This is a genomic window from Winogradskyella sp. Asnod2-B02-A (assembly GCF_045063645.1).
GTDB lineage: Bacteria > Bacteroidota > Bacteroidia > Flavobacteriales > Flavobacteriaceae > Winogradskyella.
This window is the reverse complement of the sequence record NZ_JBEFOG010000026.1, coordinates 315986-328592: the sequence shown is the minus strand read 5'-3', so window position 1 is coordinate 328592 and position 12607 is coordinate 315986. Positions and strand designations below refer to the sequence as shown.

At 32.3% G+C, this 12607-nt stretch carries 7 protein-coding genes; 4 read left to right on the top strand and 3 right to left on the bottom strand.

Annotated elements, in window-relative coordinates:
* Position 1: 1 nt before the first annotated feature.
* The 3 genes from ACJJVO_RS04940 to ACJJVO_RS04930 are packed head-to-tail and all read right to left on the bottom strand — an operon-like array spanning position 2 to position 4481.
* The gene (locus ACJJVO_RS04940; RefSeq protein WP_405571177.1) at positions 2–1840 is read right to left on the bottom strand and encodes a UvrD-helicase domain-containing protein; all 1839 of its coding nucleotides are present in this window, start codon (positions 1838–1840) and stop codon (positions 2–4) included.
* Entirely contained in the window at positions 1830–3911 is a 2082-nt protein-coding gene (locus tag ACJJVO_RS04935) for an ATP-dependent nuclease (protein ID WP_405571174.1), read from the bottom strand. Before ACJJVO_RS04935 ends, ACJJVO_RS04940 begins: the two co-directional genes overlap by 11 nt.
* 21 nt (positions 3912–3932) lie before the next feature.
* A complete protein-coding gene (locus ACJJVO_RS04930) occupies positions 3933–4481 on the bottom strand; it encodes a hypothetical protein (RefSeq protein ID WP_405571171.1) in 549 nt (182 codons plus the stop codon).
* Positions 4482–5328: 847 nt separating this feature from the next.
* Here ACJJVO_RS04930 and ACJJVO_RS04925 point away from each other — a divergent pair.
* The 4 genes from ACJJVO_RS04925 to ACJJVO_RS04910 all read left to right on the top strand — a co-directional run bounded on the left by ACJJVO_RS04925 (position 5329) and on the right by ACJJVO_RS04910 (position 12606).
* On the top strand, positions 5329–5478 hold the full coding sequence (locus ACJJVO_RS04925) for a hypothetical protein (RefSeq protein ID WP_405571169.1): 150 nt from the start codon (positions 5329–5331) through the stop codon (positions 5476–5478).
* Between the two features lie 136 nt (positions 5479–5614).
* The gene (locus ACJJVO_RS04920; protein ID WP_405571167.1) at positions 5615–6535 is read left to right on the top strand and encodes a glutaminase; all 921 of its coding nucleotides are present in this window, start codon (positions 5615–5617) and stop codon (positions 6533–6535) included.
* A gap of 165 nt (positions 6536–6700) precedes the next feature.
* Positions 6701–10033, top strand: coding sequence for a DUF2126 domain-containing protein (locus ACJJVO_RS04915; protein WP_405571164.1), 3333 nt, complete (start codon positions 6701–6703; stop codon positions 10031–10033).
* A 20-nt stretch (positions 10034–10053) separates the two neighbouring features.
* Positions 10054–12606, top strand: a complete 2553-nt coding sequence (locus ACJJVO_RS04910) for a circularly permuted type 2 ATP-grasp protein (RefSeq protein WP_405571161.1) — start codon at positions 10054–10056, stop codon at positions 12604–12606.
* Position 12607: the final 1 nt, after the last annotated feature.

The window sequence follows — 12607 nt, the reverse complement described above, 5'->3', positions numbered from 1 at the left end:
ATTAATTGATTTTAGGACTACCAATAGTTGAAACCTTATTATCACCAAACCAATTCCTTATAACTTTCATAGCTGAGATTTCCATTTTCGATAATGCCAAGACGATGAGCTTTTCTTTTGCTCTTGAACATGAAACATAGAATAAGTTCTTAGTTCTTAATTTTCTATCTTGGTTATCTTCAGAATTATCAAAAAAATTCTGAAAGTTATACTTTTGCTTCCATGATGTATCATCTATTATTACAAGAACATTCCGATATTCTTCTCCTTTTGTTCCATGTTTAGTTGAAAACACATTCTCATTTTGTGAATGCTTAAATAACTTAATGACTTCATCATATTGAAGAAGCATTAACGAATTGAAAAAATCTACATCCTTTTTTATTTTCTTTTTTTCATCTTCATCTACTATGTCATCCAAATTCATCTTAGATTTTTCAATTAATTTTTGAGTTCCATTATTAAAGACTACAAGTGCATTAGTTTCAACAAAATCTATAACATCCTTAATAGTTTTAGATTCTCTAATTTTAATTAACTCACCTATTTTATCTGTTATTTCTTTCTTATTTGAGTGTTTATTTAATTTTGTGGATATCCCACTATTTTTGTTCAAAAAAGAAATCAAATTAGCATAATCTTTATCTTGATAAAATTTAACTAAATGTTCAATTCCAATTTCTCTTTCAGTGGAAGTCTTTTTATCAATAGTACCAACAAATAAAGTAGTTAATGGATGATCTCTTTTTAATAATCTATCGTTTGCCAATTGTCCATATCTCTTAGAATAGGTTTTATATAAATTTCCAAAGCCACCTCTTTGAGAAACCCTACTATTAGCAATAATCAATATTTTATCCTTACTATTCTTACCAAAGTCCCAACCGTTGCTTTCAAGTTCTTTTTTTACCGATTCATAATTGCTGTTTTTAATTGGAATTAAAGAATTTTCATAATCCCTAACACCCTGCTTAGCAACTTTTTCTGGATAATTATTACAATTAATAAACTCAACATCTCCAGAAACAATATCTACACCTTCTGGTATCTCTTGTTTAATATTATCCCTTATATTGTTTAGTAATCTAATTATTTCTGTAGAACTTCTATAGTTTTCTGGTTTAGTAACTAAAGTTATTTTTTTGATATCTATATAATGCTGTAATGAGCCAACACCAGTGTCATATATTTTTTGATAAGAATCACCATAGAATCCAATTATTAACTTGTCCTTATTCCGTTCCAACAAATAATCTATAAAAGCGATTACAGTATCTTCAGCAGTATCTTGATATTCATCAATAAATATATATGGGTATTTTTCAGCAATTATAGTTGTAAGTAATTCATTAGCTTCAAACATTTTTTTTGATAATAGTATTAAATCATCATGTCCGACTTTTCCTTGTTCGAAATCACTAAAAACCCAATCTTCATATTCTACTTTGTCAATTTTATCAATTAAGTTTAATAATTCTATTTTATCAGGTTTTTGATTGTGCAGATCTGTATTAACATTATCAAATTCTTTTATGAGTTGTTTGTTAAATGATTTTATACAATCCCAAAGAAACTCGTGAATTGTTAAAACTATAACTAAAGGGTTATTTTGAATTCTTTCTATAATTTGATTTTTTGCAACATTAGTATAAGTAATACAAACAATTTTTTGATTTTTATATTTCAAATTATCAGATTCGTTCTGAAGTAAAAAGTTTAATGTTTGGATTAATGTATATGTTTTTCCAGAACCTGCTCCAGCTTCTAAAACAAAACTCTTTTTTTCAAAAATCAGCTGCTTAATTTCTTCAAATGCATTCATATTATTCTCAGTCTTCATTATAATCTATTTCTTCATTTTCGATTTTTGACTCTAATGGTTTTACCAACCATTTTAATCCTTCCGATATGTATTTTGGAACATTCCAGTCCCCATATTTGTCTTCTGGAAAAGACATTAAATCGAAAGTGAAATTAGTTTTTGCACCTGAAGTTACTGGTGCCAAGTTATAAGGTGAATCTGTATCCAATTTGGCCAAACCCTTCCTAATGAAAAGCGAGAATTCTTTTGCTGGCTTAAAATTTGCATCCTCTGGTTGTGGTATTTCTGTTTTTAAAAAATCAAGATTAGCAATTATAAATGCTTCTTCTAAACTTCTACCTATTTTTCCATTTTCTTCGGTTTGATAAGCTATTTTTATAAGATTCGATTCTACCTTATCTGTATCTTTAACCTCTATCAATTCTTTTATGGTTGCTTTTTTTGGCAACCAATTTTTTAACGTTTGATTTGAGGTTAATTCTCCGTTATTACCATTATTTACTGGGCATTTCTCCCCATTTTTAGAATCAACTGAATCAATATCTGTGATAATCAAAGTTTTTAGATTAAGAAATTCAAGTATTTCTTTGAATTTATGGGTATAAGCACCGCCAACCTCCAATATACTCACATACTCTGTTACTAAATCAGGAGCTACTTTTCTAATCATTTGTGGAAGTAGCATTCTCTCAGTAGTTCCCTCTACTATAATAACTTTATCAGAAAAAAACAAATCGGATTTATGCAATGTTAAGTACTGACGTAGAAACCGAGCAGTTTTTTGTTCGTTAACGATTCTAAGTTTATTAAAATCTTTGATTTGAATTTTGTTTTCAACCCTATTAAAATACCTAATTCTTCTAAACCCTTTTTCTTTATCAATGCCTGCTTCTGACAGTATGTGAGATGAATGTGAAGAAATAATTAATTGAACAAAGACTCCATCTTTTTCAGCATCTTCAACTATCCCTTTAATTTGACTTATGAAAACTTGTTGCATCTGAGGATGCATATGAGCTTCAGGTTCCTCAATTAAAACAGTTAAGAATTCTGCAACTTTCTCCTCCTTCGAATTTCTAAAATGCTCAATAAAACTTGCCAATTCGAGTACCATATAAATTAGGTTGCTATACCCTAATCCATTATAACTTTCTGGCAAATCTATTTCTTCTTGTCTGTAATAGTATTTTATATTATTTTTTATTACTGATTCAGAATCAAATTCAGAAGCAATAGAGATCTCTGGGATAACTATAGGTGTTTTTGCACCAAACTTCTTTAAGTCACCAAGTATACTATCTAAAACTGCATCATATTTCTCTTTTAGAACAACCGAAATTTCTTTTAGAGAGTTTTCTACTTCTTTAACATTATCATCTGTTCTATCTCTTTCATTATAGTATTTTGAAAACCCTGTAGCCAATGTTTTATTACTATCAGACTTCTTATCATCAAGGATTCTCATTGCCTTTATTTCTTGAAATACAACGACTTTTCTAACCTTTTCCCTGAAGCCTAAATCTATTTCTCTTGTGTATTGAGTTAAAATATCTTTTGCAAAACATTTTATTTTAAAACTTGATTTTATATTATCCTTTAAATATTGAAGGATTTCAGTTGATCTTTCCTCTCTATTATGGAAGGCTTTCAATACCCCAATTGCATTATATGATTCATAGGACAATAAAACACAAGCATCATTTCTATTTTCATCTAAATCTGTTATGAATTCACTCAAGTTTATTAGTGAATCCTTTATTTTATCATACTCAAACTCAATTTGTAATTGAATTTTTGGAAACTCCTTTTGAATTGTTTGCTCTAGCTCTTTTGTATCTTCTTCAGATATATCTGGGTCTAAAGTATTTACATATTTAGAATAAAGTTCTTTGAATTTACTGTAAGAAGATTGAGAGAAATCTTCAAATGATAACTTATCTTCAGAGGAAAGAAAAACTTTAATGACTTCTAGTAGTGACGTCTTTCCAGTATTATTCCTCCCAACAATTAAGGTAATATCATCTTCTAAATCTAAAGATGCTTTTGATAGCAGTCTAAAATTGTGGATTTTTATATTTTTGATTCTCATCTTTCAGATAATTAAATATTTTTATAGATTTCTTAATTTTGTTAAAAAATCCTCGAGTGATATTATAGTTTCATGCTTTGGTGGAATTTCATAATAAGTTTCTTCCCTCCCTCTTATTTTTGGTTTTACCAAATTAAAAGATTTCTTAGTGATTAAATGATCAAAAAACAAATTATCTAATACAATTACTCTAATAGTAATTTCGTCATTTTTCTCATTTAAAACATGTATAATCACATGTAGTTTACCTTTACCATCTCGTAGTTTTCTATAAGCATTTCTTAATTTATCTGGTCTAATCCAAAGTGGTCTATCAAAGTCCATTTTAATATTTGGTCCCGTGACCTCTATAAAGCAATCTTTATCTTTTACGTATAAATCCGCATCCCCTTTTTCTAACTCATTATCCTTAGCATTACCTTCAATAAATTCAGAACTACCAGCTCCTAAACCAATTTCTAGAACCTCTAACCCAGTTTGTTTTTCAATTATTTCTTTTACATACTTTTCTTTTGATGCTGAAGCTTCCCAAGAGTCCTTGTATGCATTTTTCCAATAATGTTTATCCATATCTTAATATATTAATTAAAATTATATCGAATGAATACGGCATACGGTATAACCTATCTCTAAAAACTCAATTACGGTTTGAGAGATTATTACATTGCATACTTCTTCATCGACAGATGAAATTTAATAAGAATTGCTATTAATTAAGGGAGTGCTTAAATATAGTAAAATTTGTAAGAATTAGATTTGAGGAAAACCGTAAATATTTAAAAATTAGTTAATTTAAACTCATTCCACACACGTTTTCTGCCACTACTCCACCCTCGAGGAAAAAGAGTGTTTATTCACTAGGTTAATATTGTTTTAGAGGTGTTCATGCATCTCGTACCTCGATGTCATTAACTGAGTAAATAAACTTATAGATTAAATTTTTCTAGAATAAGCTGACTAACATGCGCTTTTAACTTAAATCGAGCTTGCGAGATTCATGAACTCAATAGTTTAAAATTGAAACCTTGTGAATAAAGCCCATGTTGTACATAACGCAAGTACATTATAGGACACTCACTAACAATTAGCGTAATAGCGCTTTTCAGCGATATTTGACATAATCATAGTTCTAGTGACACGCAGTGTCCTATAACGTCAATGATTATGTACAAGCTAATTGTGGGTTTGAAACTATAACATTTTTATAAACGTTGTATTTAACTTCTATGCGTATTAAAAACTAATCATCCACTGGATAATTTTGATTACTATTGAAAAATCGAGTAAACGACAAAAACATCCTCCGGATCGTCTCATTTAAAAAGTATGTAAAATATTTCAGTATGTGTTGTTATTCAGAATAAACACAAGACCATTTAAAAATAATCTTACTAAATTTAAAAAATATAAGGATTAAATGATGAAACTTATTTGTGTTTTCTTTTTAACATTGACTAGTATCGTTTCTTTAGCGCAACAATTACCAATAGCATCAATTAGTAATGAAATAGAAATAGAAGGTTCTGCATTGATTCATACCGTTATATACAGTAAGCACATTAATTAACATTCCAAAAAAACTAAGATTTGGAATTTCTCAGTATTTCTTCAATGCACTGAAGGCATAAAATCACAGCTATAAATCTAATTCTAAAATAAAATTAAAGCCTATCTTGCCATAGCAAAATTAATATAGCAATAGCATGACCTCTAATTTTAAAAGTATTATAGAAAACGCTTACCAGCACACAAAACCTCTCAAAGACCAAGGGAAACTAGCCACTTACATTCCAGAATTGGCCAATGTTAATCCCGATAAGCTTGGTGTGCACATGACTAAAATAGATGGTACAAGTTTCGGTGTTGGTGATCATTTAGAAAAGTTTTCTATACAGAGTATTGCTAAAGTACTTTCACTTGCATTGGCAGTTAAATTTCTTGGTGAGAAAATATGGACACGTGTTGATGTGGAACCTTCTGGAACTAAATTTGATTCCCTTTTATTACTTGAGACTTATAAAGGCATACCTCGTAATCCATTTGTAAATTCTGGTGCTATTGTTATCTGTGATATTTTAATCTCTCATTTAGAAAATGCGCGCGAAGAATTTCTTGAATTTGTAAGAGACCTAAGTGATATCCCAAACCTTACCTACTCTGATAATATAGCGGATTCTGAAAAAGCTACTGGATATAGAAATGTCGCTTTATGTAACTTTATAAAATCTTTGGGTAATATTAAAAACGATCCTGCCGAAGTATTAGATTTTTATTTCGATATGTGTTCTTTAGAAATGAATTGCGAGCAATTATCGCGTACCTTTTCGTTTTTAGCTAATGGAGGCAAAAAACTAAACGATGGTAAAAAGATTTTAACAAGCAGCCAAACTAAACGTCTTAATGCTTTAATGCTTACCTGTGGATTCTATGATGAATCTGGTGAATTTGCCTTTAAAGTGGGCTTACCAGGCAAAAGTGGTGTTGGTGGTGGCATTGTGGCATTATATCCAAATAAGTATACTATGGCTGTTTGGAGTCCAAGATTAAATGCCAATGGCAACTCGTTTAAAGGCATGAAATTATTAGAGGATATTACCACACATTCTGAAATGAGTATTTTCTAAGGACATAAATTACGATTTTAAAAACCTACTCTACTTTATTTAGATAATTCCCAAAAATAGAGCGAAGCGAATTCTTCTATACTTTTTTTGGGTAAAATACCTTATTTTGCATAAACGTTAGATGTTTTTCAATCTATCAAGTTACTCAAAACTTATACGCACGCTATGGCATTAAAAATTGTAATCTCTCATAAAACAACTTATAAATACGATCGTAAAGTGTCGTTATCTCCGCATGTTTTTAGATTAAGACCTGCTCCGCATTCTAGAACTCCAATAGAATCTTATTCGATAAAGATAACACCAGAGAATCAGTTTTTTAATTGGCAACAAGATCCTTTTGGAAATTACGTGGCGCGTTTGGTGTTTCCTGATAAAACAGATGAATTGTCTGTGGACGTTGAGATTATTGCAGATTTACAAACCATTAATCCTTTCGATTTTTTTATTGAAGAATATGCCGAAGAATTTCCGTTTAAATATACCGAAACGGTTAAAAAAGAATTACAACCATATTTAGAAATCACAGATAAAGGAGACTTGTTATTAGATTTTCTAGAAACCTTAGATTATACTCCTAGAAAAACCATCTATTTTCTAATTCATGTCAATCAAATGATTTATGAATATCTAAGTTATAATATCAGAATGGATCCTGGTGTTCAAACTTGTGAAGACACTTTAGAAACTAAAAAAGGATCGTGTAGAGATTACGCGTGGTTGTTTGTGCAAACCTTACGTCACTTAGGTTTTGGAGCACGTTTTGTTTCGGGTTATTTGGTGCAATTAAAATCTGATGAAAAATCATTAGATGGCCCTTCTGGTCCTGAAGAAGATTTCACCGATTTACACGCTTGGGCAGAAGTGTATTTGCCTGGAGCTGGATGGATTGGTTTTGATGCCACTTCTGGCCTATTAGCTGGCGAAGGTCATATTCCTTTAGCTTGTACTCCATCGTTTGAAAGTGCGGCTCCGGTTTCGGGAATGACCGATAAATGTGAAACGGAATTCTTTTTTGAAAATAAAGTCACACGAATTTTTGAATCACCACGAGTTACAAAACCATATACGGAAGACCAATGGAAAGCCATTGATAAATTAGGACATAAAGTAGAGCGTCAATTACAAAAAAATGATGTGCGCTTAACTATGGGAGGCGAACCGACCTTTATTTCTATTGAGGATTTAGAGTCTCCAGAATGGAATACAGATGCAGATGGACCACATAAACGTCAACTTGCCAAAGAATTATCTAAACGATTACATCACGAATTTGGTAAAGGTGGTGTGTTACATCATGCTCAAGGCAAATGGTATCCTGGCGAACCGCTACCAAGATGGCAAATAGAAATTTGTTGGCGAAAAGATCAAAGACCTATATGGTACAACAAAAAATACCTCGGAACATATGTAGATAATTATACAGTGCCTCCAAACACCGATAAATTATTTCTAGAAACCTTAACGACTTATTTAGGCGTTTCTACACAGCATATAATACCTGGTTTTGAAGATGCATTTTACTTTTTATGGGAACACGGTAATCTCCCAATAGATGTTGATCCTACCAAAAATAGAGACAATACCTTAGTCAAAAATAAACTGAAAGATATTTTAGAAAATGGCACCTCCACTCCTGTGGGCTATTTGCTGCCTTTAAATAGTACGAAAGGAAAATGGTTTACAAGTGAATGGGCATTTCGAAGACAACACTTATTTCTAACTCCAGGAAATTCTCCAATGGGACTTAGATTACCTTTAAGTTCTTTATTAGAAAAACCAGAAAATGAAGTGTTTCCTGTATATGAACCCGATTTGTTCTCTCAAAAGAAACGCTTGCCAAGCTTTAGGGACGCAGTAAAAAAACGCCATAAAGATTTTATAGCGAATGGATACGATAGCAATCAACCTAATTATTTTGTGAGAACGGCTATTTGTTCAGAAATACGAGATGGTAAATTGTATTTGTTTTTACCTCCTTTAGATTCAGCCGAAAGCTTTTTAGACCTTATTGCTGCAATTGAATTTACAGCGAAAGCATTAAAAGTACCTGTAATTATGGAAGGTTACGATCCTCCAAAAGATAATAGGTTAGAATCTTTAAAAATCACTCCAGATCCTGGTGTGATTGAAGTTAACGTGCATCCTGTAACCAATTGGACAGACTTATGTCATAACACAATGACGTTTTATGAGCAAGCCAAACTATCGCGTTTAGGAACTGAAAAGTTTATGTTAGATGGTAAACATACAGGCACAGGTGGTGGTAATCATGTCACTTTAGGAGGCACAAGTCCTGCGGATAGTCCGTTATTACGAAAGCCTAGTTTACTCAGAAGTTTGTTAACGTTTTGGCAGCATCATCCAGGATTAAGTTACTTATTTTCTGGGTCTTTTGTTGGGCCCACAAGTCAGGCTCCACGGATTGATGAAGCAAGACAAGATAATTTATATGAACTCGAAATTGCCTTTAGCCAAATACCAAAAGGTGGTGAAGTCCCATTTTGGTTAACCGATCGTTTATTTAGACACTTACTCACCGATTTAACAGGAAACACGCACAGAGCAGAGTTCTGTATCGATAAATTATACTCTCCAGATTCGTCAACCGGACGTTTAGGGATTTTAGAATTGCGTGGGTTTGATATGCCTCCACATCCAAAAATGAGTTTAGTACAAATGCTACTCGTTAGAACCTTAGTCTCTTGGTTCTGGAAAAAACCATACGAGCACAATTTAGTGCGTTGGGGAACCGAGTTGCATGATAAGTTCTTAATTGAACATTATGTTAGAGAAGACATTAAAGATATTGTTGCCCAATTAAACAAAGCAGGTTATCAATTTGAAGAAGATTGGTTCAATCCGTTTTTCGAGTTTAGATTTCCACTGCATGGCATGCTAGAAATTAACAATATTCATCTCGAATTGCGAGCAGGCATTGAGCCTTGGAATGTTTTAGGTGAGGAAATGACAGGTGGTGGAACCGCCAGATATGTCGATTCGTCTTTAGAACGTTTACAAGTAAAAGTATCCAATTTTGTGGATGAACGTTTTGTATTAACCTGTAACGGAGTCAAAGTACAATTGAAAAGTACTGGCGTAAAAGGGGAATTTGTTGCTGGTATTCGCTATAAAGCTTGGAATCCATATTCGGCATTACACCCAACCATTGAAGCAGATACTCCTTTGGTTTTTGATATTGTAGATACCTGGAACAAACGCTCTATTGGAGGTTGTACCTATTTTGTAGCGCATCCAGGAGGACGTTCTTACGACGTGCATCCTGTAAACAGTTTTGAAGCCGAATCTAGACGTATCAACCGTTTTTGGGAATTTGGACACACACAAGGTGAAATTAGTCCATTTGAAAACATGACTTTTGATACTGAACCAACAATGAGGACTGTTGAAGAAAAAAGTAGCTCAAAACGTTTTTCTTATAAAGAATTACCTATTAATTTTGAATTTCCTTATACCCTAGATTTACGTAAAAAATAAAAAGCGTTGTTGTTCATTATATGAAGACCCTAACAAAGACATTATTTGAAAATTATTTTTCAGCATCACCTAGTTATGATGAGTTGCTGACATCTAAAATGAGTATTAAAGACAATTGGAAAGTATTGTCTAAAAACTTATTGAAAATTGGGCCAAAACATCTCGCGTTAAAACAAACAGAGATCAACTGGCTTTTAGCAGAAAATGGCGTTACGTATAATGTATATAACGACCCAAAAGGCTTAAATAGACCATGGGATTTAAATGTGGTTCCGTTTATTATTCATCAAAAGGAATGGCTTACCATTGAAAAAGGGATTCAGCAGCGTGCAGAAATTTTAAATCTTGTTTTAAAAGATATCTATGGAAAAAGAGAACTGCTTAAAAATGGCATTATTCCCCCAGAAGTAATCTATGCGCATAGTGGTTTTTTACGTGCTTGCGATCAAATACAATATAAAAATTCAAAACAACTTTCAGTTTATGCAGCAGATTTAGCACGAGGACCAGATGGACGAATGTGGGTGGTAAACGACCGTACACAAGCACCTTCTGGTATGGGTTACGCTCTAGAAAATAGATTTTCTACAAGTAAAATAAGTCCTGAGTTATTTACAAATATCAACGTCTCACAACCGTCTAATTTCTTTAATGATTTTAATGCGTTGTTATTAAATTCGGCAGCAACTAAAGTAGAAAGCCCAATGGTTGTTATTTTAACACCAGGTCCTCATAATGAAACGTATTTTGAACATGCTTATCTATCTTCCTTTTTAGGCTATCCGTTAGTAAAAGGAAACGATTTGGTGGTAAGACATGGCAAAGTTTGGTTAAAATCCTTAAAAGGACTTAAACAAGTTGATGTTATTTTAAGACGTATTGATGATACGTTTATGGATCCTTTAGAATTAAGAGAAGATTCCTATTTAGGCGTTGCTGGTTTATTAGAAGCCGTGCGTTTACAGAATGTAACGGTTATAAATCCTATTGGAAGTGGTGTTTTAGAAAATCCTGCTTTGATTCCGTTTATGGAAAATATATGTAAGTATTTTTTAAACGAAGACTTAATCCTGCCGCAAATAGCATCTTGGTGGTGTGGCCAAGAAAAAGAAAGAAAACATGTGTTAGCAGATTTAAGTGCTTATGTGGTAAAACGCATTGACAGATCAGAAAGGGAACATATTTATTTTTGCGAATTCTTAGATAAAAAAGCATTAAAAGCACTGAAAAAAGAGATTTTAGAATACCCCTTTAAATTTGTAGCACAAGAAAAGATATCCTTTTCTACAGCACCAAATTTCACGAAAAACAAATTAGAACCACGTAAAATTTCTTGCAGAACGTTCGCTATTGCTAAAGAAAACAGCTATAGCGTTATGCCTGGTGGTTTGGTTAGAGTGGCACCAGACAGTAAAGAGTTATTTGTTTCTAACCAACGTGGTGGCACCAGTAAAGATTTTTGGGTGGTTAATGATGCTCCACAACCGCATTTACAAAATTATTCTTGGAACAAAACCAATTCTAGCACATCTAGAGACATTAATGATGTACCGAGTAATACAGCAGAAAATTTATTTTGGTCAGGCAGATATATTGGCAGAACCTTAGTAACAGCTAGATATTTAAGAATGGTATTAAGCCAAATGACACATGCGGAATACAACGATAGGAAATCGGAATCCGAGAGCTTAAAAATATTGTTTCAGTCCATTACCAAAATTACCTCTACATTTCCTGGGTTTATGGCTGAGGATGAAGATGTATTATTACATCCACTTAAAGAAATTAAATCCATTATTTTAGATGAAACTAAAATAGGAAGTTTTGCTCAGTCCATGCAAAGCTTCAACACCTCTTATTATTCCTTAAGAAATTTATGGTCTAGAGACATGTGGCGTGTGTTTGATGGCATTCAAAAACATATAAAAAAGCTACAGCAAGAAGACAGCTATTCGGTATTTACGCTGACTAATTTCTTCGATAAAATTATTACCAGACTTATTGCTTTTATGGCACTTACGGAAGAGAGTATTCTAGTAAGACAAGGGCTACTACTCTACTTTATTGGCTTGCAGTTAGAAATAAGCGCCATGAATATTGAAAAATTCAGAGCGTTATTGATTGTAAATTATGATGAAGAATTAGAATACGAAATTTTAGAATCCTTATTAAATAGCCATGAGAGTTTAAACATATACAGATACAGTTACAATTCGTATTTAAGTATAGAAAACGTGGTGAATTTAATCATTTTAGATAAAGAATATTCGAGGTCACTAACGTATCAAATACAACGATTAAAGAAGGATATTGATAAATTACCGACTAAAAATGAGAACACAGAACTCACCGTTTGCCAAGAAAACATCAATGTGGCGTTGTCTAAAATTGAAAGTTTTGATGTCGAAGAATTATTAGAAGTAAATCCAAAATCTAATATGCGCGAAAACATGGATACTGTACTATCAGATTTAAGCGATTTATTACACACCACATCATTGTCTATATCAGATACTTATTTTAATCATTCGCAACCACAAAAACAGTTGGTTAACCGAAACATCACCACGTAAT

What these genes read in the sequence shown, in the direction of transcription:
- ACJJVO_RS04940 (WP_405571177.1), bottom strand. Translation starts at nt 1,840, where the DNA reads ATGAAGACTGAGAATAATATGAATGCATTTGAAGAAATTAAGCAGCTG.
- ACJJVO_RS04935 (WP_405571174.1), bottom strand. Translation starts at nt 3,911, where the DNA reads ATGAGAATCAAAAATATAAAAATCCACAATTTTAGACTGCTATCAAAA.
- ACJJVO_RS04930 (WP_405571171.1), bottom strand. Translation starts at nt 4,481, where the DNA reads ATGGATAAACATTATTGGAAAAATGCATACAAGGACTCTTGGGAAGCT.
- ACJJVO_RS04925 (WP_405571169.1), top strand. Translation starts at nt 5,329, where the DNA reads ATGATGAAACTTATTTGTGTTTTCTTTTTAACATTGACTAGTATCGTT.
- ACJJVO_RS04920 (WP_405571167.1), top strand. Translation starts at nt 5,615, where the DNA reads ATGACCTCTAATTTTAAAAGTATTATAGAAAACGCTTACCAGCACACA.
- ACJJVO_RS04915 (WP_405571164.1), top strand. Translation starts at nt 6,701, where the DNA reads ATGGCATTAAAAATTGTAATCTCTCATAAAACAACTTATAAATACGAT.
- ACJJVO_RS04910 (WP_405571161.1), top strand. Translation starts at nt 10,054, where the DNA reads ATGAAGACCCTAACAAAGACATTATTTGAAAATTATTTTTCAGCATCA.